The organism is Streptomyces liliiviolaceus, assembly GCF_018070025.1.
Classification (GTDB): domain Bacteria; phylum Actinomycetota; class Actinomycetes; order Streptomycetales; family Streptomycetaceae; genus Streptomyces; species Streptomyces liliiviolaceus.
Genome location: NZ_JAGPYQ010000001.1, coordinates 1,442,165 through 1,465,060, shown reverse-complemented (window position 1 = coordinate 1,465,060; position 22,896 = coordinate 1,442,165). Strand labels below are relative to the sequence as shown.

At 70.7% G+C, this 22,896-nt stretch carries 21 protein-coding genes and 1 tRNA gene; 9 read left to right on the top strand and 13 right to left on the bottom strand.

The annotated features are described in order from the left end of the window. Positions 1 to 73: 73 nt before the first annotated feature. Positions 74 to 559 (top strand): Lrp/AsnC family transcriptional regulator, encoded by a 486-nt coding sequence (locus J8N05_RS06490; protein WP_210890046.1) that lies wholly within the window; start codon positions 74 to 76, stop codon positions 557 to 559. Between the two features lie 52 nt (positions 560 to 611). Here the strand turns inward: J8N05_RS06490 and J8N05_RS06485 are convergent, their stop codons facing one another. After that, positions 612 to 1,202 carry a TetR/AcrR family transcriptional regulator gene (locus J8N05_RS06485; RefSeq protein ID WP_210881493.1) on the bottom strand — a complete coding sequence of 197 codons (591 nt, stop codon included), beginning with the start codon at positions 1,200 to 1,202 and terminating at the stop codon, positions 612 to 614. Further along, positions 1,199 to 2,713, bottom strand: coding sequence for a 3-hydroxyacyl-CoA dehydrogenase (locus J8N05_RS06480; protein WP_210881492.1), 1,515 nt, complete (start codon positions 2,711 to 2,713; stop codon positions 1,199 to 1,201). The genes J8N05_RS06485 and J8N05_RS06480 overlap by 4 nt, the downstream gene beginning before the upstream one ends. 169 nt (positions 2,714 to 2,882) lie before the next feature. Here J8N05_RS06480 and paaN point away from each other — a divergent pair, with 169 nt between their 5' ends. Continuing rightward, positions 2,883 to 4,589: a phenylacetic acid degradation protein PaaN gene (paaN, locus tag J8N05_RS06475; RefSeq protein ID WP_210881491.1), complete on the top strand. Its 1,707-nt coding sequence runs from the start codon at positions 2,883 to 2,885 to the stop codon at positions 4,587 to 4,589. 158 nt (positions 4,590 to 4,747) lie between these two features. Here paaN and J8N05_RS06470 read toward each other — a convergent pair whose 3' ends face one another. The 3 genes from J8N05_RS06470 to J8N05_RS06460 are packed head-to-tail and all read right to left on the bottom strand — an operon-like array spanning position 4,748 to position 7,996. Continuing rightward, on the bottom strand, positions 4,748 to 5,497 hold the full coding sequence (locus tag J8N05_RS06470) for a TrmH family RNA methyltransferase (protein WP_210881490.1): 750 nt from the start codon (positions 5,495 to 5,497) through the stop codon (positions 4,748 to 4,750). Between the two features lie 10 nt (positions 5,498 to 5,507). Next, entirely contained in the window at positions 5,508 to 7,088 is a 1,581-nt protein-coding gene (locus J8N05_RS06465; RefSeq protein WP_247706171.1) for an HTTM domain-containing protein, read from the bottom strand. After that, positions 7,085 to 7,996, bottom strand: a complete 912-nt coding sequence (locus tag J8N05_RS06460; RefSeq protein ID WP_210881489.1) for a DUF5819 family protein — start codon at positions 7,994 to 7,996, stop codon at positions 7,085 to 7,087. Before J8N05_RS06460 ends, J8N05_RS06465 begins: the two co-directional genes overlap by 4 nt. 220 nt (positions 7,997 to 8,216) lie before the next feature. On the opposite strand from J8N05_RS06460, the gene J8N05_RS06455 reads away from it, so the two are divergent. Beyond that, positions 8,217 to 9,353 (top strand): acyl-CoA dehydrogenase family protein, encoded by a 1,137-nt coding sequence (locus J8N05_RS06455; protein WP_210881488.1) that lies wholly within the window; start codon positions 8,217 to 8,219, stop codon positions 9,351 to 9,353. Positions 9,354 to 9,469: 116 nt separating this feature from the next. Here the strand turns inward: J8N05_RS06455 and J8N05_RS06450 are convergent, their stop codons facing one another. The 4 genes from J8N05_RS06450 to J8N05_RS06435 all read right to left on the bottom strand — a co-directional run bounded on the left by J8N05_RS06450 (position 9,470) and on the right by J8N05_RS06435 (position 13,168). Next, complete coding sequence (locus J8N05_RS06450; protein WP_107017886.1) at positions 9,470 to 9,799, bottom strand: rhodanese-like domain-containing protein; 330 nt, start codon at positions 9,797 to 9,799, stop codon at positions 9,470 to 9,472. Between the two features lie 132 nt (positions 9,800 to 9,931). Next, complete coding sequence (locus J8N05_RS06445; RefSeq protein WP_210890044.1) at positions 9,932 to 10,741, bottom strand: J domain-containing protein; 810 nt, start codon at positions 10,739 to 10,741, stop codon at positions 9,932 to 9,934. A 452-nt stretch (positions 10,742 to 11,193) separates the two neighbouring features. Further along, the gene (locus J8N05_RS06440) at positions 11,194 to 12,633 is read right to left on the bottom strand and encodes a DUF2252 domain-containing protein (protein WP_247706676.1); all 1,440 of its coding nucleotides are present in this window, start codon (positions 12,631 to 12,633) and stop codon (positions 11,194 to 11,196) included. A 163-nt stretch (positions 12,634 to 12,796) separates the two neighbouring features. Beyond that, positions 12,797 to 13,168 carry a winged helix-turn-helix transcriptional regulator gene (locus J8N05_RS06435; protein ID WP_210881486.1) on the bottom strand — a complete coding sequence of 124 codons (372 nt, stop codon included), beginning with the start codon at positions 13,166 to 13,168 and terminating at the stop codon, positions 12,797 to 12,799. Between the two features lie 196 nt (positions 13,169 to 13,364). Between J8N05_RS06435 and J8N05_RS06430 the strand changes: the two genes are divergently transcribed. Then, positions 13,365 to 14,024, top strand: a complete 660-nt coding sequence (locus J8N05_RS06430; RefSeq protein ID WP_210881485.1) for an FMN-dependent NADH-azoreductase — start codon at positions 13,365 to 13,367, stop codon at positions 14,022 to 14,024. Positions 14,025 to 14,121: 97 nt separating this feature from the next. On the opposite strand, the gene J8N05_RS06425 is transcribed toward J8N05_RS06430, so the two are convergent. From J8N05_RS06425 to J8N05_RS06410, 4 genes are all read right to left on the bottom strand, one after another. Then, positions 14,122 to 14,790: an NAD-dependent epimerase/dehydratase family protein gene (locus tag J8N05_RS06425; protein WP_210881484.1), complete on the bottom strand. Its 669-nt coding sequence runs from the start codon at positions 14,788 to 14,790 to the stop codon at positions 14,122 to 14,124. Between the two features lie 354 nt (positions 14,791 to 15,144). Beyond that, positions 15,145 to 15,381: a hypothetical protein gene (locus J8N05_RS06420; RefSeq protein WP_210881483.1), complete on the bottom strand. Its 237-nt coding sequence runs from the start codon at positions 15,379 to 15,381 to the stop codon at positions 15,145 to 15,147. Between the two features lie 7 nt (positions 15,382 to 15,388). Then, positions 15,389 to 15,853, bottom strand: coding sequence for a hypothetical protein (locus J8N05_RS06415; RefSeq protein WP_247706170.1), 465 nt, complete (start codon positions 15,851 to 15,853; stop codon positions 15,389 to 15,391). Positions 15,854 to 16,232: 379 nt separating this feature from the next. Then, a tRNA-Leu gene (locus J8N05_RS06410) sits at positions 16,233 to 16,319 on the bottom strand. Between the two features lie 512 nt (positions 16,320 to 16,831). On the opposite strand from J8N05_RS06410, the gene J8N05_RS06405 reads away from it, so the two are divergent. The 5 genes from J8N05_RS06405 (at position 16,832) to J8N05_RS06385 (ending at position 22,833) form a co-directional block, all read left to right on the top strand. Further along, positions 16,832 to 17,689: an FhaA domain-containing protein gene (locus tag J8N05_RS06405; protein WP_210881482.1), complete on the top strand. Its 858-nt coding sequence runs from the start codon at positions 16,832 to 16,834 to the stop codon at positions 17,687 to 17,689. Positions 17,690 to 17,699: 10 nt separating this feature from the next. After that, on the top strand, positions 17,700 to 18,224 hold the full coding sequence (locus J8N05_RS06400) for an FHA domain-containing protein FhaB/FipA (RefSeq protein ID WP_107017882.1): 525 nt from the start codon (positions 17,700 to 17,702) through the stop codon (positions 18,222 to 18,224). A gap of 90 nt (positions 18,225 to 18,314) precedes the next feature. Next, positions 18,315 to 19,883: a Stp1/IreP family PP2C-type Ser/Thr phosphatase gene (locus tag J8N05_RS06395; protein WP_247706675.1), complete on the top strand. Its 1,569-nt coding sequence runs from the start codon at positions 18,315 to 18,317 to the stop codon at positions 19,881 to 19,883. Between the two features lie 26 nt (positions 19,884 to 19,909). Next, on the top strand, positions 19,910 to 21,346 hold the full coding sequence (locus tag J8N05_RS06390) for an FtsW/RodA/SpoVE family cell cycle protein (protein ID WP_210881481.1): 1,437 nt from the start codon (positions 19,910 to 19,912) through the stop codon (positions 21,344 to 21,346). Then, on the top strand, positions 21,343 to 22,833 hold the full coding sequence (locus tag J8N05_RS06385; protein WP_210881480.1) for a peptidoglycan D,D-transpeptidase FtsI family protein: 1,491 nt from the start codon (positions 21,343 to 21,345) through the stop codon (positions 22,831 to 22,833). The genes J8N05_RS06390 and J8N05_RS06385 overlap by 4 nt, the downstream gene beginning before the upstream one ends. The last annotated feature ends 63 nt before the right edge of the window (positions 22,834 to 22,896 follow it).

The following is a 22,896-nucleotide window of genomic DNA, read 5'->3' as shown; positions in this document are numbered from 1 at the left end:
AACGGTTCTGCACAGCCTGAGATGGACGCAGTACGTCCATGGTAGGGAGGCGGGGGACATGGCACCTGAACAAATGGCCGAGGGGCCGGACCCCGCGGCGGCCCTGCCGCCGCCGCGTCCGCTCGACTCCATCGATCAGGACATTCTGCAGATGCTCCAGGCGGACGGCCGCGCCTCGATACGGTCGGTCGCCGAGCGGGTCCACGTGTCGCGCGCCAACGCCTACGCGCGGATCAACCGCCTCGTCGAGGACGGCGTGATCCGCGGCTTCGGCGCCCGCGTCGACCACGAGCGCGCGGGACACGGCACCTCGGCCTACATCACGCTGAAGATCGTGCAGAACACCTGGCGCACGGTGCGCGAGCAGCTCACGAGGCTCCCCGGGGCCTCCCACATCGCGCTGGTGGGCGGCGACTTCGACGTCCTGCTGCTGGTGCACACGCCGGACAACAGGGCCCTGCGCGAACTGGTCCTCACCCGGCTCCAGGCCATCCCCGAGGTGCTCAGCACCCGGACGCTGCTGGTGTTCGAGGAGGAGGACCTGGAACCGCAGGGGTGAGCGGGGCTGGCGGGGGCGCGCCGTCCGGCCCACGCGCCCCGTGGGATTCCGCTCAGCCCGCCTGTCTGAGTCCCCCGAAGACCATCAGCACCACCGCGTCGGCGACCTCGCGCTCGCCCATGCCGCGCCCGTCCGGGCGGTACCACTCGACTATCGAGTTGATCATCCCGAAGACCAGCCGGGTCGCGAGCCGGACCTCCAGGTCGGCTCGTACGTCCCCGTCGGCGGCCGCCGCCTTCAGGAGCGCGGCCACCTCGTGGTCGAAGTCCCTGCGCCGCTCCAGGGCCCAGCGCTCGGTGTCGGTGTTGCCGCGCACGCGCAGCAGCAGCGTCACGTACGGCAGTTCGGCGGTGAGGACCTCGACCATGCGCCGGGTGACGTACTCCAGACGCTCCACGGCACGCCCCTCGCGCGCGTGCTCCTCGTCGAGGATCCCGAAGAGGCCGTCGAGCGCCCGGCTGACGGCCCGGCGCAGCAGTTCCTCCTTGCCGGTGACGTGGTGGTAGATCGACGACTTGGAGATGCCGGCCGCCTTGGAGAGGTGCTCCATGGAGGTGCCGTCGTAGCCGCGCTCGTTGAAGACCCGCACGGCCACGGAGAGCAGCGTCTCCGGCGTGTACGTGTCGCGCTTGGCGGTGGTCATGGGGTGCCCTCCCGCTTTTCCGAGGCGTACGCGTGGCGGTAGAGCGCGAGGGACGGCGCGTAACGCCCCGACGGATCGCGCATGTGCAGGTCGTCCAGGACGTCGTAGGCCCAGCTCCGGCCGAGCCTGCGGCTCCACTCGAAGGGGCCCAGCGGATAGCTGACGCCCTGGCGCATCGCCGTGTCGATGTCCTCCTCGGTGGCGACCCCCTTGGCGACGGCGTCGTGCGCGAGGTCGACGATGCGGGCCACCGTGCGGGCGACGATCAGACCGGGCACGTCCCCGATGACGCTGACGTCCTTGCCGAGCGCCTGGAAGAGCCCGGTGGCCTCGGCGAGGGTCTGCGTCTGGGTGTCCTGCGAGTGGGACAGGGCGATCCGGGTCGCCCTGCGGTAGTCGAGCGCCAGGTCGAAGTAGACGACGTCACGGAACTCGACGGCCGTCTGGCCGTCCGCGAGGGCCAGTTGGCCGCCGCCCGGCAGGACCAGGCGCGTGCCGTGGTCCTCCTCGTCCTCGCGGACCTGGATGCCCGCCTCGCGGATCAGCGCGAGCAGTTCGGCGGCGGGGCCCAGGTCGCCCTCGGCGACGACGTACGCGGGCGGCTGGACCTTCTCCGCGGTGTGCGGCTCGGGCCGCTCGCCCTGGTCCCCGTAGTCGTACCAGCCGTGGCCCGTCTTGCGGCCGTGGCGGCCCGACTCGACGAGCCGCCGCTGGGCCAGCGAGGGGGTGAAGCGCACGTCCTGGAAGAAGGCCTCCCACACGGAGCGCGTGACGGACTCGTTGACGTCCTGGCCGATGAGGTCGGTCAGTTCGAAGGCTCCCATCCGGAAGCCGCCCGACTCGCGCAGGACCGCGTCGATCGTCGCGGGGTCGGCGGCCTGGGCCTCGTAGACCGCGAAGGCCTCGGCGTAGAAGGGCCGCGCGATGCGGTTGACGATGAAACCCGGGGTGTCGGCGCAGGCGACCGGGGTCTTCCCCCAGGCGCGGGCCAGCTCGTACGCGCGCGTGGCCGACGTGACGTCGGTCGCGAACCCGGAGACGACCTCCACGAGGGGCAGCAGCGGCGCGGGGTTGAAGAAGTGCAGTCCGACGAAGCGGCCGGGGTTGCGCAGGGCGCCGCCGATCGCGGTCACCGACAGGGAGGAGGTGTTGGTGGCGAGCAGGCAGTCGTCCGAGACGATGTCCTCCAGCTCGCGCAACAGCTGCTGTTTGACGTCCAGTCGCTCCAGGACGGCTTCGAGGACGAGCCCCGAGTCGGCGAGTTCGGCGAGGCTCCCGGCGGGGCGCAGCCGGGCACGTGCGGCGTCGCGCTCGGCGCCGGTCAGCCGGTCCTTCTCGACGAGCCGGTCGAGCCGGGCGCCGATCTCTTCGGCCGCCGCCCGGGCACGGCCGGGCACGGTGTCGTACAGCCGCACGGGGTGGCCCGCGACGAGCGCGACCTGGGCGATGCCCTGGCCCATGGTGCCGGTGCCGACGACGGCCACGGGGCCGGCGAGGTCGAGTGCTGTCATGCTCGCGATCCTCCCGCACGGGGTTTTCCACAGGTTCAGCGGACCCCCTTGTCCCGACCGATCGTTCGGTTACTCTAACTCTGTCCGGCTGTTTCTGCCCAGGTCATGAGCTGGACTTGCCAGGTCCTGAGCTCGACGAAGAGTTCACGAAACGAGGAGATGGTTCCGCATGGCCGCCGCCGCACTGACCGCGCACGAGCTCATCGCCGAGCACCGGCCGACCCTCGACCAGGCGCTGGAGGCGATGCGCACGCGCGCGTACTGGTCGCCCCACCCCGAACACCCCAAGGCGTACGGGGAGAACGGCAGCCTGGGGATGGCCGAGGGCAAGGCCGCCTTCGACGCCCTGCTGGGCGGCCGGCTCGACCTGGACCAGCCCGGCACCGACGACTGGGTGGGCGGCGAGGTCTCGCCGTACGGCATCGAGTTGGGCGTCACGTACCCGCACGCGGACGTCGATGCGCTGCTGCCCGCCATGCGCGCGGGGCAGCGCGCGTGGCGCGACGCGGGCGCGGAGGCCCGCGCGGTGGTGTGTCTGGAGATCCTCAAGCGGATCAGCGACCGCACGCACGAGTTCGCGCTCGCGGTCATGCACACCAGCGGCCAGGCCTTCATGATGGCGTTCCAGGCGGGCGGACCGCACGCCCAGGACCGCGGCATGGAGGCGGTGGCGTACGCGTACGTGGAGCAGGTCCGCACGCCCGACACGGCGGAGTGGACGAAGCCCCAGGGCAAGCGCGACCCGCTCACGCTGACCAAGCAGTTCACGCCGGTGCCGCGCGGGATCGCGCTGCTGATCGGCTGCAACACCTTCCCCACGTGGAACGGCTATCCGGGCCTGTTCGCCTCCCTGGCCACGGGCAACGCGGTACTGGTGAAGCCCCACCCGCGCGCGGTCCTTCCGCTGGCGCTCACCGTCCAGGTGGCCCGCGAGGTGCTCGCCGAGGCGGGCTTCGACCCGAACCTGGTGGCGCTGGCCGCCGAGCGGCCGGGCGAGGGCATCGCCAAGACCCTGGCGACCCGCCCCGAGGTCCGGATCATCGACTACACCGGTTCGACGGCGTTCGGCGACTGGCTGGAGACCAACGCCCGCCAGGCGCAGGTCTACACGGAGAAGGCCGGCGTCAACACGGTGATCGTGGAGTCGACCGACGACTACAAGGGAATGCTGTCGAACCTCGCCTTCTCCCTGTCCCTCTACAGCGGCCAGATGTGCACGACCCCGCAGAACCTCCTCGTCCCCCGCGCCGGCATCCGTACGGAGGAGGGCCCCAAGTCGTACGACGAGGTGGTCGCCGACCTCGCGAGGGCCGTCGACGGGCTCCTCGGGGACGACGCCCGGGCGAACGCCCTGCTGGGCGCGATCGTGAACCCGGACGTGAAGGCCCGCGTCGAGGCCGCGGCCGGGCTGGGCGAAGTCGCCCTCGCCTCAAGGGAGATCACGAACCCCGACTTCCCCGACGCGGTGGTCCGCACGCCGGTGATCGTGAAGCTCGACGGGGGCAAGCCGGACGACCAGGCCGCCTACATGAGCGAGTGCTTCGGCCCGGTCTCGTTCGCCGTCGCGGTCGACTCGGCGGCCGAGGCGGTGGAGCTGCTGCGCCGCACCGTCCGTGAGAAGGGCGCGATGACCGTCGGCGCGTACACGACCTCGGAGGAGGTCGAGGAAGCCGTCCGGGAGGCCTGCCTGGACGAGGCGGCCCAGCTCTCCCTGAACCTGACGGGCGGGGTGTACGTCAACCAGACGGCCGCCTTCTCCGACTTCCACGGCTCGGGCGGCAATCCGGCGGCCAACTCCGCCCTGTGCGACGGAGCATTCGTCTCCAACCGCTTCCGAGTGGTGGAAACCCGAAGCGAACCCCACACGAAGGCATAGCCCCCGCACAGGGGCCCCGTCAGGGGCGCGGGGAACGGCGCGACCAGCCCCCACCGGGCCCGCAGCCGACGAACGAGCTGGGGCGCGGCCCCGCTCTTTGAGGGGCGCGGGGAACTGCGCGACCAGCCACGACGGACCCGCAGCCGACCACGCGCCCCCTAAGACGCACTCCAGTGGAACAACGCCATGGCCACACTCGTGGCGAGGTTGTAACTGGACACCTGAGCCCGCATCGGCAGGGAAACCAGGTGGTCGACACGACCACGCAGCTCCCCCGACAACCCACTCCGCTCCGAGCCGAAGGCAAGAACAGCGTCATCGGGAAGCTTCAGCTCCCGAATGTCCGCCCCCTCCGGGTCGAGCGCGAACACCGGCCCGGAGGGCAGCTCCGCCACGGCCAACCGCTCGACGGCCGTGGCGAAGTGCAACCCCGCCCCGCCCCGCACGACCGTGGGATGCCACGGATCGAGCGTGCCGGTCGTGACGACCCCGGTCGCCCCGAACCCGGCCGCGAGCCGGATCACCGCCCCGGCGTTCCCGAGATTGCGCGGCTGGTCGAGGACGACCACCGGCGCGGTACGGGGCATACGGGCCAGCGCCCGCAGATTGGCGTCACGTGAGGGCCGTACCGCCAGGGCGGCCACCCCCGTGGGGTGCGGCCGCGCGACGAGCGCCCGGTACGCGGCCTCCGGGACCTCCGCCAGGAGGACGTCCAGCGTCTCCCGTACGTCCGGGGCCAGTTCGTCCGCGAGGGCGAGCGTGGCCGTCCGGTCCGTGGTGACGGCGACCGGGACCTCGGCATGGAAGCGCAGCGCGTGCTTGAGGGCGTGGAAGCCGTCGAGCAGCACGGCGGTGTCGGCGAGCCGGTGCCAGGCGCTCAGAGGCTCGCGGTCGCGGGGTTCCGTCATGCCGTGAAGCCTACGTGCGGGTGATCGGCCTCCTCCGGGGGACGCGGACCCCCTCACCCGCCTCGCCGCCCGACCCGTCGCCGGAGGAGTCCTCGCCGGAGTTGTCCTCGCCGGAGTTCTCGCGCGACCCCGGGAGCCTTATCCCGAGGCGCCCGGACCGGGAGACGCGGAGGACGCGGGAGAGCCTGGAGAGCCGGGAGAGCAGCCACTCGCGCACGCGGGCGGCCCAGCCGCCGAGCCGGCGCAGGAAGGACGTCGGCAGGAAGACCGCGTCGGCGGCGATCATCGCGAGGGAGAAGAACGGCAGACCCAGCACCACGGCGATCACGGCGTGCTCGGTCATCATGATCGCCAGCAGGACGTTCTTCACCCGCCGGTTGAAGAGGGTGAAGGGGAAGGCGACCTGCGCGACCACCGTCCCGTACGTCACCAGCATCACCATGGTGCCGCTCGCGGACAGGAGGTCGGACAGGGCGGGCCAGGGGGAGAAGTAGTCCAGGTGCAGCGGGTAGTACACGGCCGTGCCGTCCTGCCAGCGCGAGCCCTGGATCTTGTACCAGCCGGCGGTCGCGTAGATCAGACACGCCTCGGCCATGATCACGAAGAGGGCCGCGTTGTGGACGAGGTTGGCGACCACGTCGAGGAAGATCCGTGGCTGGTCGCTCCGCGCGGCGTACCGGCCGGCCAGCCACCACAGGGCCTGGAGCGCCCACAGTCCCCAGTAGATCGTCCGCCAGCCGCCCAGCGTTCCGCCGTCGATCTTCCCCGCGAGCGTGGCGGCCGTCAGGGCGAGGCCGAGCACGGCCCACAGAACGACACCGACCCGGTCCGGCTGCCCCTCGTCCCCGTCACGCGGGCGGGCCGCCGCCGTCCGGCGCTCGCGCCGCGCGTCCAGCGACCACACCTGGCCGCAGCGGGTGAACACCAGGTAGATCGCCATCAGATGGATGACGTTGTCGCCGCCGTCCCCCATGAAGATGCTGCGGTTCTGGAGGGAGAGCACCCCGAGCAGGAAGAGCACGGACATGGTGCGGGTGCGCCAGCCGAGCATGAACAGGGCCGCGGAGAGCACGGCGAACCCGAAGACGATCTCGAACCAGACCTGGCTGTCGGCCCACATCAGGACCGTGAAGGCGTGGTTGCTCGCGATGAGCTGCTGGGCCAGGTCCCAGCTCCAGGGTCCGTCGGGCCCGTACATCTCCTGGCGGTGCGGGAACTCCCGCAACAGGAAGAGCAGCCAGGTCCCGGCGAAACCTATGCGGATCACCGCGGTCTGGTAGGGCCCCAGCGCCTGCCCGGTGAGACGCGAGACGGCGTGCCCCAGCTTGCGGTCGAGCCGGTGCGTGCGGTCGAAACGGCTGATCCGTCCGGCCAGCCGTTCCCGACCGGCATTGCGCGCCGGCCGTGGCTCCGGGGCACCCACCGAGGTGCCGGGCCGGTCGCTCACGGGGGCGTCGTCGTGATCCTTCGCCGGACCGCTGTCCTGACCCTTCGCCGGACCGCTGTCCTGACCCTTCGCCGGACCGCTGTCCTGATCCCTCGCCGGACCGCTGTCCTGATCGCTCACCGGGGTGCTCTCGTCGTCGCTCATCGGGCGCTCGCCGCCGTTTCCGCAGAGTCCACGGGCCGGGTCCCGGCCGCCCGGTCGGTGTCGGACAGCGGCCACCAGGGCAGCTGGCGCAGGACGGGCTTGTCGGACACCTGCTCCTGGCTCCACTCCGGTGGCGGCACGTTGGTCGTACGGGAACGGACCTGGACCTGCTGGACGACGGCGCCCCGGCCGCCCGCCCCCTCACGGTCGAGGCGCAGAACCGCGATGCGGCGCAGATAGCGCTCGGAGAGATCGCCGCGCAGACCGTTCGGACGGTTCGCGTTGTCGTGCGTGGCGGTGAAGAAGTCCCAGGCCCGGCGCAGTTCGTTCTGCTGGGTGTGGCTGGGCAGCAGGTTGCCGTCGATGGCCCGGCCGTCCAGCGCGGAGAGGTCGTACCAGCGGGTCGTCCTGATGGCGCCGTCCGTGCCCTTCACCTCGGCCCGGACCTGGACCGCGATGTTCTGCTGCAGCGGGTTGGGCGCGAAGAGTTTCCAGTTCTGCTCGAACTCCGGGTAGATCCACTCGTCGATCGCCTGCCCGTGCTGCTTGGTGACCGTGTTCGACGGCGCGACATGCAGGAAGACCATGCCGAGGTGCACACAGGCGACCAGCGCGACGAGCGCGAACGCGAGAGCCGCGGCGATCTGGAAGGGGAGGGAGAGCGCGGCGATGCCCACGGGAGGAGAACCGGCAGGAGGAGGTCCGGCAAGGGGAGGTCCGGCAGGGGGAGAACCGGCGGAGGGAGGGCCGTCGGGGGGAGGGGAGTCCGAGGGAGGGGGGTCGGCCGGGAGCGGGCCCGGGGCGGGCGCGGCGGCGGGCACTGCGGTGGGCGCGGCGGTGGGCGAGGGAGCCTCCGGGGGCTCGCCCGCCACGGGACGGGCGTCCGCGCCCTCGTCGTACGCATCCATTGCGCCCCGTTTCCCCATGTCTGCCCGATTGTCGTCGCCCGTGCCGCGACGGCGACGGCCGCACCGGAACGGTACTCAGCCCCACACGCCCGGCACAGCCCAGGGGGCACGGCGGAGCGGTGGACACCTTACGGCCCGCCGTCGTTCCCTTTTTGTAGAACCTGTTCTATCTTGTCGCTCCGCCGGACCGACGCGTCAGACCGACCGGGAGGACGGGACCGTGGACTTCACCTTCACCGAGGAACAGCAGGCGGCCGTGGAGGCGGCGAAGGCGGTCTTCGCGGGGGTCGCGCCGGACGGCGTACCGAGTCCCGCGCTCACCGCGGGCGCCGTCGCGGACGACTTCGACCGTGCGCTGTGGTCCCGGCTCGCCGACGCGGACCTGCTGAGCCTGCTGCTAGACGACCGCCACGGCGGCGCCGGTCTGGACGCCGTCGCCCTGTGCCTGGTGCTGCGGGAGTCGGCGAAGGTACTCGCCCGGGTTCCGCTGCTGGAGAGCACGGCGGCCACCGTGGCCGTACAGACCTACGGCGGCGAGGAGTTGCAGGCCGATCTGCTCGTACGGGCCGGCCGGGGCGAACTGGTCCTGACGGTCGCCGCCAACGGGCGGACCGGACACGACGGCGCCGAACTCGCCGTGACCGCACGGCAGGAGGACGGCGCGTGGGTGCTGGACGGGCTGCAGACGGCGGTTCCCTGGGCGCGGAACGCCGACTTCGTCCTCGTACCCGCCCTGAGCACCGGCACGGGCCGCTCCGTACTCGCCCTCGTGCCCCGTGACCACCAGGGCGCGACGCTCGCCGAGCAGATCTCGACGACGGGCGAGTTGCTCGGCGAACTCCACCTGGATTCCGTACGGATCCCCGCCCGTGACGTCATCGACGCCGACGGTGCCTGGGAGTGGCTGCGGAATCTGCTCGCCACCGGAACGTGTGCGCTGGCCCTCGGACTGGGCGAGCGGGTCCTCGGCATGACGAGCGAATACACCGGCAAGCGGGAGCAGTTCGGCCACCCGGTCGCCACGTTCCAGGCCGTGGCCGTGCAGGCCGCCGACCGCTACATCGATCTGCGCGCGATGGAGGCGACCCTCTGGCAGGCCGCGTGGCGGATCAGCACGGGAGCGGGCGGAGCGCTGCCCGCGTCCGGTGACGTGGCCGTCGCCAAGGTCTGGGCCTCCGAGGGCGTACGCCGGGTCGTGCAGACCGCGCAGCATCTGCACGGGGGCTTCGGCGCGGACACCGACTACTCGCTGCACCGGTACCACGCCTGGGCCAAGCATCTGGAGCTGTCGCTCGGCCCGGCGGCGGCACACGAGGAGGCGCTGGGCGACCTGCTGGCGGCCCATCCCCTGGGTTGACCGGCTGACCGAGCGGCCGAGCGAGCGACTGAACGGCCAAACGGCCGAGCCCTGGTCCGAGATCCGAAGCCAGGACTCGCGAACGCCGGGGGCTCCCCGGGGAAACCGTGGGTCCGCTACAGCACGAACCCCGGCTGCCCCTCGGTGTTCACCACCGGGCGGCCCTTGGCCGCCCAGACCTGCATGCCGCCGGCGACGTTCACCGCGTCGACGCCCTGCTGGTTCAGATACATGGCGACCTGCGCCGACCGGCCGCCGGAACGGCAGATCACGTTGACCCTGCCGTCCTGCGGGGCCGCCTCGGTCAACTCGCCGTAGCGGGCCACGAATTCACTGATGGGGATGTGCAGGGCCCCTTCGGCGTGACCCGCCTGCCACTCGTCGTCCTCCCGGACGTCCAGCAGGAAGTCTCCGTCCGCGAGATCTCCGACCTCGACCGTGGGCACACCAGCTCCGAAACTCATGGCCCGACGCTACCAAGGGGCGCGCCCCCGCCGTTCAGGGGCGCGGGCAACCGCGCGACCAGCCCTCACCGGCCCGCGGAGAGCAGCACACCCGTCGCCCCGGGACCGGAGGGATCAGGCACCGCTGCCGAGCAGACCCGCCAGCTCCGCTTCCCGCTCGCTCACCTGCGCGAGCAGCTGCTCGGCGATCTCCTCCAGCAGCCGGTCGGGATCGTCCGGCGCGATCTTGAGCATCCCGCCGATCGCGCTCTCCTCCAGCTCGCGGGCCACGAGGGCGAGCAGTTCCTTGCGCTGCGCGAGCCATTCGAGACGGGCGTAGAGCTCCTCGCTACGGCTCGGCCGCCACTCCTCCGCGACCGGTCCCGCGGCCCACTCCTCGGACAGCTCTCGGAGCAGGGCCTCGTCCCCACGGCCGTAGGCGGCGTTGACGCGGGAGATGAACTCGTCGCGCCGCGCGCGCTCCGCGTCGTCCTGCGCCAGGTCGGGGTGCGCCTTGCGGACGAGCTCCCGGTAGAGCTTGCGGGCCTCGTCGCTCGGCCGCACCCGCTGCGGCGGACGCACCGGCTGCTCGGTCAGCATGGCCGAGGCCTCCGGGGACAGTCCGTCCGAGTCGAGCCAGTCGTGGAACAGCTCCTCTATGCCCGGCATCGGCATGACCCTGGCCCGGGCCTCCTTCGCCTTGCGCACGTCCTCCGGGTCACCGGTGCTCGCGGCCCGCGCCTCGGCGATCTGCGCCTCCAGCTCGTCGAGCCGCGAGTACATCGGGCCGAGCCGCTGGTGGTGCAGCCGGGAGAAGTTCTCCACCTCGACCCGGAACGTCTCCACCGCGATCTCGAACTCGATCAACGCCTGCTCGGCCGCGCGCACGGCCCGCTCAAGCCGCTCCTCGGGCCGCTCGCCCCCGTCACTCACGGCACCGCCCACGGGCTCGTCGCCCCCGACGGCACCCGCACCCGCCGACGCACCGGCGTCCGAGTCTGCGTCCGAGTCCGTGCCTGTGCCCGAGGCAGCACCGGCCTCACCGACCGACTCGGCGCCGGCCTCATCGACCGACTTCGCACCGGCCTCTGCACTGACCTCGGCATCGGCCTCGGTACCGGCTCCACCGGCCGCGGCAGCCGGCTCGGCGCCCGCGTCGGCACCCCCGCCGGCAGGCGACTCGGCCCCCGCTCCGGCGTGGGCCTCCTCGGCACCGGCCGCACCGGCACGCGATTCACCGGCGACCGGCTCCGCGGAGGGCTCGGACGGCGGCTCGGACGGGGACTGCTCAGCTTCCGGGGTCGTCACCCGTCCAGCCTAGGCCACAGCTCCACCGGCCACCCGAACCTGCCCCGGCCGAAGCTGAGGCAGTGCGCGCGAGAGCGGCCCGCGGCCCGTCAGACCCCCAGCTCCCCCGCGATCCGGCCCGAGCGCACGGCCGTCACCAGCTCCGCGTGGTCGGCCTCGGTCCGGTCCGCGTACGCCACCGAGAAGTCGGCTATCGCCTCGTCCAGCTCCTCGTTCTTGCCGCAGTAGCCCGAGACCAACCGCGGATCGGCGCTGTGCGCGTGGGCCCGCGCCAGCAGCGCCCCCGTCATCCGCGCGTAGTCGTCTATCTGGTCCGCGGCCAACGCCGCGGGGTCCACGCTGCCCTTGCGGTTGCGGAACTGCCGCACCTGGAAGGGGCGTCCGTCGACCGTGGTCCACCCCAGGAGGTTGTCGCTGACGACCTGCATGCGCTTCTGGCCGAGGACGACCCGGCGGCCCTCGTGCTCGGCCTCCGGCAGCGGGAGACCCGCCGTCTTCAGATGCGGGACCAGGACGGACGCGCGGGCCTCCTTCACCTGGAGGACGAGCGGCTCGTCACGGTGGTCCAGCAGCAGCACCACGTACGACCGGGTGCCCACGCTGCCGGTGCCGACCACCCGGAAGGCGACATCGTGCACCGCGTACTGCGCGAGGAGCGGGAGCCGGTCCGGGGAGAGCGTGCCCAGGTACTCCTCCAGGGCCAGCGCCACCGCCGTGGCCTCGCCGTCCGGGACGCGGCGCAGCACCGGCGGGGCGTCTACGAAGTGGCGCCCGCCGCCCTCGACGGCCTCCGTCGACTTGGCCGCGAACCGTCCGCTGGTGTTGGACCGCGCCTTCTCCGCGACCCGCTCCAGGGTGCCGAGCAGGTCGTGCGCGTCCGTGTGGGAGACCAACTCCTCGTCCGCGATGGCGTTCCACGCGTCCAGGGCCGGGAGCTTGGCGAGCAGCCGCATCGTGCGCCGGTAGGAGCCGGCCGTGAAGTGCGCGGCCTTGCGGCAGGTGTCCTCGTCCGCTCCCGCCTCGCGCGCGGCGAGCACCAGCGAGGTCGCCAGTCGCTTGAGGTCCCACTCCCACGGTCCGCGCACCGTCTCGTCGAAGTCGTTCAGGTCGATGACGAGGCCGCCGCGCGCGTCCCCGTACAGACCGAAGTTGCCCGCGTGCGCGTCGCCGCAGATCTGGGCGCCGATGCCCGTCACGGGCGTACGCGCCAGGTCGTAGGCCATGAGGCCGGCCGAACCGCGCAGGAAGGCGAACGGCGTGGCCGCCATCCTGCCCACCCGTATCGGTGTGAGCTCGGCGATCCGGCCCCGGCCGGACTCCTCCACGGCCGTCACCGCGTCCGGGCGGTCGCCGTTCGTGTCGAGCGACGCGTGCGCGCCGCGCGGGACGCGTGCCCTGAGGGCCTTGCCCTCTTTCTTGGCCGAGTCCTCCGAGGGCCACGGCGCGAATCCGCGCACCGCCGGAATCCTCGCCGTCCCGCCAACTCCGGCGACTCCGGCCGCTCCAGTAGCTCCGGCCGTCCCGGTCACCGCTCCACCGGTCTCACTCACTCGAACCGCCTCCCCCGCACCCGAACATCAACTCGGGACGACCGTACCGCCGGGCGCCGATTCGCGTGAGCCCCTGTGGACAACTCCGCGCCTGTGGAAAACACCGCAGCTCAACGGGGAGGAAGAGCCCCGGACCACTTCGCTAGTTCCGGAACTGCTCCGCGCAACGGCCGTCCTCCAGCAGGTACTTCTCCGCCCACATGCCCAGTTCCCTGAGCGAGGGCTCCAGTGCGGAACCGGCCTCCGTCAGCCGGTAGGAGACGCGCAGCGGCGGTCCCTCGTCGACCTCGCGCACCACGATTCCGAGGCCCGCCAGCTCGGTGAGCCGATCGGAGAGCATCCGCTCGCTGATGCCGGGGATGGCCCGGCGCAGGTCGGCGAAGTGCACGGGCGCCGGCATGAGCACGGCCACGATCGGGCCCGTCCAGCGCTTTCCGATCACCTGGAAGACACGGGTGATGCCGTCGTCGACCCGTCTGCACGACGCAGCGTCGTGGTTTTCCTGGACCGCCATGCCTTCAGGGTACTTGCCGCCCCGTACGGGGATGAAAAAAAGTAAGCTCCTGTGTTATTCATAGTTACGAACGAAAAAGCGAAGCCGTGGGCGGGCCCTGACCCGGATCGCCCACGACAACCGCGCCCTCTGCGGTGCGCGCACCCCTGCGAACGCCCGCAACCCGATGCGCCGAACACCTCAAATGGAGAACCCCATGGCCACCCTGCTGCACGTGGACTCGTCCGTCCTTCCCGGTTCCGCCTCGGCGTCCCGCTCCGTCACGGACGCCTTCCGCAAGGCCTGGGAGGAGCAGCACCCGGAGGGCACCGTGGTCTACCGCGACCTCTCCGCGCACCCGGTCCCGCACATCACCGCCGACGCCCACAGCGCCGTCTTCGCCGATCCGTCGGCGCACACCCCGGAGCAGGCCGCGGCCTTCGCCGCGCGCCTGGAGTTCATCGAGGAGCTGGAGCAGGCGGACGCCGTCCTGATCGGCGCGCCCATGTACAACTTCTCGATCCCGTCGACCCTGAAGGCGTGGCTGGACAACGTGATCGTCGTCGGCCGCACCGCGGGCGAGACCCAGTCCGCCAAGGGCACCCCGGTCACCGTCGTGGCCAGCCGCGGCGGCGCCTACGGGCCGGGCACGCCCCGCGAGGGCTACGAGTACGTGCAGAACTACCTGGGGGCCGTCCTGAAGGACATGCTCGGCCTGGACGTCGAATTCATCGTCCCGGAGCTCACGATGGCCCCGCACATGCCGGCGCTGGCCGACCTGGTCCCGCTCTTCGAGGCGTCCCGCGACAAGGCCCTTGAGGACGCGGCCGCCAAGGGCCGGACCCTCGCCGAGCAGCTCGCCCCGAAGGCCGCCTGACGCACGGCGGCCTCACGGCACGCGGCCGGACAACCGGACGGCCGCACACCACCGCACGGACCCGCGCCCCGCCCCGCCACCACGGGCGGGGCGCGCGTCACGCCCCCGCGAGCCTGTTGATCTCCGCGGTCTCCAGCACCCGGACCCCGGACTCGCCGCGAGCCACGGCGACCATCGCCAGACCCACCTGCTCCGTAGTGGTGATCCAGCGGGGCGCGAGCTTCCGCAGGAGGGGCAGCAGACGCCCGGTCGCCGCGTAGACCATCCGGTAGACCCGCGTCTTGGACGTGATCCCGTGCAGCGGCTGGATGAGCCCCGGCCGGAACATGTACGCGTCCACGCCGTCCAGCGCGAGCAGCGCGTTCTCCGTCTCCCCCTTGACCCGCGCCCACATCACCCGCCCGCGCGCGGAACTGTCGGTGCCCTGCCCGGACACGTAACAGAAGGTCAGCCCCGGACTCGACGCGGCCAGCGTGCGCGCCACGGAGAGCGTGAGGTCGTACGTGATCTCGCGGTACGCGGCCTCCTTCATGCCCGCCGAGGAGACGCCGAGGCAGAAGAAGCAGGCGTCGTACCCGGAGAGTTCGCCCTCCAGCCCGCCGAGGTCGGTGAGGTCGGCCCGGACGATCTCGCGCAGCTTGGGATGCGTGACCCCCACCGTCGTGCGGCCGATCACGAGGACGCTCTCGACCGCCGCGTCCCGCAGACACTCCCGCAGAACTCCACGCCCGACCATCCCGGTCGCACCGAAGAGGATCACCTTCACAGAGCCCCACTCCCACCACGTAGTCCGGACAGGCACCGTAGTCCGAACAGGCACCCCAGGGCGTGCCCGCGAAGTCCCTCCTCCAGTCTTCGGCCGGGAGGCGCCCCCAGCCCGCGACGCCTGGCACGCTCGCTCAGCCTCCGGCCGGGGGACCACCACTCGCCGCACCAGACGCCGCAGTGACCCGCCCTCCGGGCGGACGACAGGACTTTGCGGACACGCCCTGGACTTTCCCGACCGTGAGATACGTCACCGTCGCACTTCCACGCGCGGGCCGTGAATCGGCCAAGGCGCGCGTCGGCCGTGCGCCAACTGCGGGCGCGTTGTGGCCGATCGCGCCGTTCCCCGCGCCCCTCAAGGACGCGGGGACTCCCTGTTTCCCCTTTCCGCCCAGCGCCGGCAAGCCCATCTCGCGAGCGCTGCCACGAGGAGGGAGACGACGATCGCCCCCCAGTCGATGACGTGCGGAAGCCCGGGGAAGAAGGCGAAGAAGGCGAGGGTCGCCACGAGGCCCGCCAAGAAGGCGGCAATCTCGACCGAGCGCCGCCGCGACTTCTCCGGCCGCTCCCGCTCCTGCTGTTGATCGATCATGAACAGCTCACTTCGTAATGTGATGGCACTGACTCACTCGCCGCACCCCGGTCACATAGAGGTGCGCACACGCTTTTCCATAACGAGGCAGCGTCTGAGGAGAGTTGTTCCGCATCGGATCGATCTTGCACTCGGGGTGCGTCCGCCCGCGGGACGTCCGGTAGATCTTGTTGTTGGTGTTGCTGTACGTGAAGTCGATCCGCCAGTTGCAGAACCCGCTGCCGAGCGCGGCGACGAAGGCGCAGTCCACGCCGGCGTTCTGGTAGGTGATCTTCTTTCCGCCACCACGGATGATGTGCGTGAACAAGCAACCGGTCGGGACCTTCATCGTCATGCCCCCGACGCTGTACTCGAACGTCCGCACCGGTGTCGACCCGACGGCGCCGGCTTGTGCCGTCGAGGCGCTCGTCAGTACGAGAGCGCAGGCGGCAGCGGCGGCGATGGGAAGCCTGAATCGAAAAAGCGCGGCCATGAACAATCCCTTCCGGCGGAGAATCTCTTCCGACCGGAATGAACTCCGTCGCGGTGATCATGTTTCTGGACGACGGGATGCTTCACCGGCTTGAGTGATCAAGTGGTATTCCGCTGACAAGCTGAGTCGTTTCTCCGATCACCAGCCCATCGAACCGCCCTCCGGTCGCCCTGGACGGATCCCCGGCCCGAGTCCGGCGCACCCGCGCCGACCGCCCCACAGAACGCCCCACACAACACACACGGCCCCAGCCGTGAGATACCTCACCGCCAGGGCCGTGCCGTGTCATACGTCGGGTCGAAGCCCGACTGTGTGACGACGAGGGAACGAGAAACGGGCCCCCGCCAGAACTTTCGTTCTGACGGAGACCCGTCTCTGCTGGTGCGCGAGGGGGGAGTTGAACCCCCACGCCCTTTCGGGCACTGGAACCTGAATCCAGCGCGTCTGCCTATTCCGCCACCCGCGCATTGGGTGTGTCATCCGTCTCTCACCAGGTGGGTGAGCGCCTTCCGACATGCAGAAGATTAGCACGCTGGTGGGGGTGGATTCACATCCGTTTCCGAGGGCCCCGGGAGCCCGGCAGGAGGTCCGCGGCACGGCGACCGGCCCCCGCGCCACCCCACCGTCACCAGCAGGACCGACTCCCGTGGCGCCCCGGATCCCACCGACCCCGGCCGCCACGTATCAAGCGGAACCGGTTCACGTATCAACCTCGTACCGGTCCCGGCCATCTCCCCGTCAGGGGGCCGGGGTCCACTGCCGCGTGCGGGACACTGTGGTGAAGCCGCCTCTACGATCCTCCCCATACGGAGTGCCTCGGGGGAGTTCGAAGAGGGACTTCGGCGGGAACAGCGGGAGGGGACTTCAGTGGGCGTCGACATCCGTCGACCGGGCCGACAGGGGGAACCAGCCGATTTCCCGGCGCGTGGATACGATCAGTAAGCAGTACCAGGGCGACGACACAGGAGGAGGTGCCCCATGGGAGTCCTGAAGAAGTTCGAGCAACGCCTCGAAGGTCTGGTCAACGGCACCTTCGCCAAGGTGTTCAAGTCCGAGGTCCAGCCGGTGGAGATCGCCGGAGCGCTCCAGCGCGAGTGCGACAACAACGCCACCATCTGGAACCGGGACCGCACCGTGGTCCCCAACGACTTCATCGTGGAGCTGAGCACGCCGGACTTCGAGCGTCTCAGCCCCTACTCGGGCCAGCTCGGCGACGAGCTGGCCGGCATGGTGCGCGACTACGCCAAGCAGCAGCGCTACACGTTCATGGGCACCATCAAGGTCCACCTGGAGAAGGCGGACGACCTCGACACGGGCCTGTACCGGGTCCGCAGTCGTACGCTCGCCTCCTCCGCCAACCAGCAGGGCGCTCCCGAGCGCGCCCCCGCGGGCCCGCCCCCGGCGGCCGGCCGGGGCCAGGCGGGCGGCCAGCCCGGTGGCTACGGCTACCCGCCCGCGGCCGCTCCGCCCATGCCCGCAGGACCGCCGCCCGGCGGACGCCCGGGTGCCGCACCCGCGGGCCAGCGGCCCGCCGCGGCCCCGCAGCCGGGTGGACGCACGCGGCACTGGATCGAGGTCAACGGCACCCGCCATCAGATCTCCCGCCCGACGCTCGTGCTGGGCCGCAGCACCGAAGCCGACGTGCGGATCGACGACCCCGGCGTCTCGCGCCGGCACTGTGAGATCCGGACCGGAACGCCCTCGACCGTCCAGGATCTTGGGTCCACCAACGGCATCGTGGTGGACGGACAGCACACCACCCGCGCTACGCTCCGCGACGGCTCGCGGATCGTCGTGGGCAGCACCACCATCATTTACCGGCAAGCCGAAGGGTGAAGCGGGGGCAATGTCAGAGCTGACCCTCACGGTCATGCGGCTGGGTTTCCTGGCCGTACTGTGGCTGTTCGTGATCGTGGCCGTGCAGGTCATCCGCAGCGACCTGTTCGGAACGCGTGTCACACAGCGCGGGTCGCGACGGGAAGCCCAGAGGCCGCAGCAGGCCGCTGCGCGCCAGAGCGCACCGCCGCCGCAGCGACAGCAGGCGGCGCCCAGCGGCGGCGGCCGTCAGCGCCGCGGCGCTCCCACCAAGCTGGTCGTCTCGGAGGGCATCCTCACGGGCACGACCGTTGCCCTTCAGGGACAGACCATCACGCTGGGTCGCGCACACGACAGCACCATCGTGCTGGACGACGACTACGCATCCAGCAGGCATGCCAGGATCTACCCGGACCGTGACGGCCAGTGGATCGTCGAGGATCTCGGGTCCACCAACGGCACGTATCTCGACCGGACCCGATTGACGACCCCCACGCCGGTTCCGCTGGGCGCGCCGATCCGCATCGGCAAGACCGTCATCGAGCTGCGGAAGTAGTACGACAATGAGCGAGCGGAGCGAGCGAGCAGCGGCGGTCCCCACGACGGACCCCGGCGCGCTCCCGACCGGAGGGTGGGCACCGTGCGGATGTACCCGGAGCCGACGGGCGAGGTGCGCATGAGTCTGTCACTGCGCTTCGCCGCCGGATCGCACAAAGGCATGATCCGAGAGGGCAACGAGGACTCCGGTTACGCCGGACCGCGGCTGCTCGCGATCGCGGACGGGATGGGCGGCCAGGCCGCCGGTGAGGTGGCCTCGTCCGAGGTGATCTCCACGATCGTCGCGCTCGACGACGACGTGCCCGGCTCCGACATCCTCACCTCGCTCGGTACGGCCGTGCAGCGCGCCAACGACCAGCTCAGGATGATGGTCGAGGAGGACCCCCAGCTCGAAGGCATGGGGACGACCCTCACCGCCCTCCTGTGGACCGGTCAGCGCCTCGGCCTCGTGCACGTCGGCGACTCCCGCGCGTACCTGCTGCGGGACGGCGTGCTCACGCAGATCACGCAGGACCACACGTGGGTGCAGCGCCTCGTCGACGAGGGCCGCATCACGGAGGAAGAGGCCACCACCCACCCGCAGAGGTCGCTCCTCATGCGCGCGCTGGGCAGCGGCGACCACGTCGAGCCGGATCTCTCCATCCGTGAGGTCCGCGCCGGCGACCGGTACCTGATCTGCTCCGACGGGCTCTCGGGCGTCGTCTCCCATCAGACGATGGAGGACACCCTCGCCAGCTACCAGGGCCCCCAGGAGACCGTTCAGCAGCTGATCGAGCTCGCGCTGCGCGGCGGCGGCCCCGACAACATCACCGTGATCGTGGCCGACGTCCTCGACATCGACGGCGGGGACACCCTCGCGGGGCAGCTCTCCGACACCCCGGTCGTCGTGGGCGCGGTCGCCGAGAACCAGCACCAGCTGCACGACAACGGCGCCATGCAGACGCCCGCGGGCCGCGCCTCCAACCTCGGCCGGCAGGTCCCCGGACAGGGCGGCGGCGAGTTCGGCCCGCCCGGAAGCGGCGACACCACCGGTTACGTACCCACCGGAGGGTTCGGCGACTACTCCGACGAGGACTTCGTCAAGCCGCGCTCCGGGCGGAAGTGGCTGAAGAGATCCTTCTACATCGTGCTCGCGCTCGGCGTCATCGGCGGCGGGCTGTACGGCGGTTACCGCTGGACGCAGACGCAGTACTACGTGGGCGCCAACGACGAGCACGTCGCGCTGTACCGCGGCATCAGCCAGGACCTCGCCTGGGTCTCGCTCTCGAAGGTGGAGAAGGACCACCCCGAGATCGAACTCAAGTACCTGCCGCCGTACCAGCAGAAGCAGGTCAAGGCGACGATCACCGAGGGCGGGCTGAACGACGCCCGGTCGAAGATCGACGAGCTGCAGACGCAGGCGTCCGCGTGCAAGAAGGACGCCGACCGCCGCGAGGCCGAGAGCAAGCAGAACGCGAAGACCGGCGAGGGCGAGGCCGGCGGGGTCACGGGAACCACTCGCAACTCCGCCGCGTCCAAGGCCACACCGACGCCGACGGCGACCTCGTCGAGCCCGTCGCCCGACCCGTCCAAGTCCACGACCGCACCCACTCCGACACCCGGCCCCAGCCTCTCCGACGAAGAGCAGAAGCTGGTCTCGCTGTGCGGTAAGCAGTAAGCAGCCGTGAGGGGCCCTGTCACACGATGAGCAGTACTTCCAACACGTCGACGCACCACACGTCCACGATCGGCTCGATCGGCACACCGAGCCGGCGCAACACCGAGCTCGCGCTGCTCGTGTTCGCCGTGCTCATCCCGGTGTTCGCCTACGCCAACGTCGGGCTGGCCATCAATGACTCGGTGCCGCCGGGCCTGTTGAGCTACGGGCTCGGCCTCGGCCTGCTCGCGGCCGTCGGCCATGTCGTCGTACGAAAGTTCGCGCCGTACGCGGACCCGCTGCTGCTGCCGCTGGCGACGCTGCTGAACGGCATCGGTCTGGTCGTCATCTGGCGCCTGGACCAGTCCAAGCGGCTGCAGGCGAGCAGTACGTTCGTCGAGGCGGCCCCCCGCCAGCTGCTGTACTCCGCGCTGGGCGTGGCCCTCTTCGTGGTCGTACTGGTGTTCCTCAAGGACCACCGCGTCCTGCAGCGCTACACCTACATCTCCATGGTCGGCGCGCTGATCCTGCTCCTCCTGCCGCTGGTCCCGGGCCTCGGCCTGAACGTCTTCGGCGCCAGGATCTGGATCTCGATCGCCGGATTCACCATCCAGCCCGGTGAGTTCGCGAAGATCGTCCTCGCGATCTTCTTCGCCGGCTATCTCATGGTGAAACGCGACGCGCTCGCCCTGGCCAGCCGCCGCTTCATGGGCATCTACCTGCCGCGCGGACGCGACCTGGGCCCGATCATCGTCGTCTGGATCATCTCCATCCTGATCCTGGTCTTCGAGACCGACCTCGGTACCTCGCTGCTCTTCTTCGGCATGTTCGTGATCATGCTGTACGTCGCCACCGAGCGGACCAGCTGGATCGTGTTCGGCATGCTGATGTCCGCGGCGGGCGCCGTCGGCGTGGCCTCCTTCGAGTCGCACGTCCAGCAGCGCGTCCAGGCCTGGCTCGACCCGATGCACGAGTACGAGCTCAGCCAGCAGGGCGTCATCGGCCACACCGAGCAGTCCATGCAGGCGCTGTGGGCCTTCGGCTCCGGCGGCACCCTCGGCACCGGCCTCGGCCAGGGCAACTCCGACCTCATCGGCTTCGCCGCCAACTCCGACTTCATCCTCGCCACCTTCGGCGAGGAGCTGGGCCTGGCCGGCGTGATGGCGATCCTGCTGATGTACGGCCTGATCGTGGAACGCGGCGTACGCACCGCCCTCGCCGCCCGCGACCCCTTCGGCAAGCTGCTCGCCATCGGTCTCTCGGGCGCCTTCGCCCTCCAGGTCTTCGTGGTCGCCGGCGGCGTCATGGGCCTGATCCCGCTCACCGGTATGACGATGCCGTTCCTGGCGTACGGAGGTTCGTCCGTCATCGCCAACTGGGCCCTCGTCGGCATCCTGATCCGCATCAGCGACACCGCCCGCCGGCCCGCGCCGGCCCCCGCACCCAACCCCGACGCCGAGATGACCCAGGTGGTCCGACCGTGAACAAGCCCCTGCGCCGGATCGCGATCTTCTGCGGGCTCCTCGTGCTCGCCCTGCTCATCCGCGACAACTGGATCCAGTACGTCCAGGCCGACTCGCTGAAGGACGACACGAAGAACCGCCGCGTCGCCATCGCGCGCTACGCCACACCGCGCGGCGACATCATCGTCGACGGCGAACCGATCACCGGGTCCGCCAAGACGAACGGCGACGACTTCAACGACTTCGAGTACAAGCGCACCTACAAGGACGGCGCGATGTGGGCCCCCGTCACGGGCTACGCCTCGCAGGCCTTCGGTGCCACGCAGCTGGAGAGCATCGAGGACGGGATCCTCACCGGCAACGACGACCGGCTCTTCTTCCGCCGCACGCTCGACATGATCACCGGCAAGAAGCAGGCGGGCGGCAATGTCGTCACCACGCTCAACGCCGCCGCGCAGAAGGCCGCGTACAAGGGGCTGCTGAAGCAGGGCAAGGGCGCCGTCGCCGCGATCGACCCGGAGACCGGCGCGATCCTGGCACTGGCCTCCACCCCCTCGTACGACCCCTCGACGTTCGCCGGGAACTCCACCAAGGTCGACGGAAACGCCTGGAACAAGCTGCAGAAGAAGAACAACCCCGACGACCCGATGCAGAACAGGGCGCTGCGCGAGATCTACCCGCCCGGGTCGACGTTCAAGGTGGTCACGGCCGCGGCGGCGCTGGAGCACGGGATCGTCGACAGCGCGGATGAGAAAACCGACTCTCCTCTTCCGTACACCCTGCCGGACACCACCACCGAGCTGAAGAACGAGGGGAACATCCCCTGCAAGAACGCGACGCTGCGCGAGGCGCTGCGCGTGTCCTGCAACACCGTCTTCGGCAAGCTCGGCGTCGACGTCGGCAAGGAGGACATGTTGGAGACGGCGAAGAAGTTCGGCTTCAACGAGGAGCAGTTCGTGCCGATCCGCTCCAGCGCCTCCAACTTCCCCGAGAAGATGGACCGGCCGCAGACCGCGCTCAGCTCGATCGGCCAGTTCGAGACCGCCACGACTCCGCTGCAGATGGCGATGGTCGCCTCGGCCGTCGCCAACGACGGCACGCTCATGAAGCCGTACATGGTCGACAAGCTCCAGGCGCCGAGCCTCGACGTCATCGAGCAGACCGACCCGGAGAAGATGAGCGAGCCGCTGTCCGAGAAGAACGCCCAGATCCTTCAGTCGATCATGGAGACGGTCGTCGAGAAGGGCACCGGCACCAACGCCCAGATCAACGAGAGCGGCGTCACCGTCGGCGGCAAGACCGGTACCGCCCAGCGCGGTGTCGACAACAGCGAGAACCCGTACGCCTGGTTCATCTCGTACGCGAAGCTCGACGACGGCAGCTCTCCGGTCGCCGTCGCCGTGGTGGTCGAGGACGAGAGCGCCAACCGTGACGACATCTCCGGCGGTGGTCTCGCCGCTCCGATCGCGAGGGACGTGATGAAGGCAGTCATCGACAGCAAGAAGTGACCCCGCTCACGTCCCCTTCACATCGGTGCACGTTGCGATACCGGTCCTGTATCGGGTGACGGT

Bases quoted from the DNA above. Each gene is read 5' to 3' on its own strand.
- J8N05_RS06460 (WP_210881489.1), bottom strand. From the start codon at position 7,996: ATGGATGCGTACGACGAGGGCGCGGACGCCCGTCCCGTGGCGGGCGAG.
- J8N05_RS06415 (WP_247706170.1), bottom strand. From the start codon at position 15,853: ATGGCCGCGCTTTTTCGATTCAGGCTTCCCATCGCCGCCGCTGCCGCC.
- J8N05_RS06395 (WP_247706675.1), top strand. From the start codon at position 18,315: ATGTACCCGGAGCCGACGGGCGAGGTGCGCATGAGTCTGTCACTGCGC.
- J8N05_RS06485 (WP_210881493.1), bottom strand. From the start codon at position 1,202: ATGACCACCGCCAAGCGCGACACGTACACGCCGGAGACGCTGCTCTCC.
- J8N05_RS06420 (WP_210881483.1), bottom strand. From the start codon at position 15,381: ATGATCGATCAACAGCAGGAGCGGGAGCGGCCGGAGAAGTCGCGGCGG.
- J8N05_RS06490 (WP_210890046.1), top strand. From the start codon at position 74: ATGGCCGAGGGGCCGGACCCCGCGGCGGCCCTGCCGCCGCCGCGTCCG.
- paaN (WP_210881491.1), top strand. From the start codon at position 2,883: ATGGCCGCCGCCGCACTGACCGCGCACGAGCTCATCGCCGAGCACCGG.
- J8N05_RS06470 (WP_210881490.1), bottom strand. From the start codon at position 5,497: ATGACGGAACCCCGCGACCGCGAGCCTCTGAGCGCCTGGCACCGGCTC.
- J8N05_RS06430 (WP_210881485.1), top strand. From the start codon at position 13,365: ATGGCCACCCTGCTGCACGTGGACTCGTCCGTCCTTCCCGGTTCCGCC.
- J8N05_RS06465 (WP_247706171.1), bottom strand. From the start codon at position 7,088: ATGAGCGACGACGAGAGCACCCCGGTGAGCGATCAGGACAGCGGTCCG.
- J8N05_RS06390 (WP_210881481.1), top strand. From the start codon at position 19,910: ATGAGCAGTACTTCCAACACGTCGACGCACCACACGTCCACGATCGGC.
- J8N05_RS06435 (WP_210881486.1), bottom strand. From the start codon at position 13,168: ATGGCGGTCCAGGAAAACCACGACGCTGCGTCGTGCAGACGGGTCGAC.
- J8N05_RS06400 (WP_107017882.1), top strand. From the start codon at position 17,700: ATGTCAGAGCTGACCCTCACGGTCATGCGGCTGGGTTTCCTGGCCGTA.
- J8N05_RS06480 (WP_210881492.1), bottom strand. From the start codon at position 2,713: ATGACAGCACTCGACCTCGCCGGCCCCGTGGCCGTCGTCGGCACCGGC.
- J8N05_RS06405 (WP_210881482.1), top strand. From the start codon at position 16,832: ATGGGAGTCCTGAAGAAGTTCGAGCAACGCCTCGAAGGTCTGGTCAAC.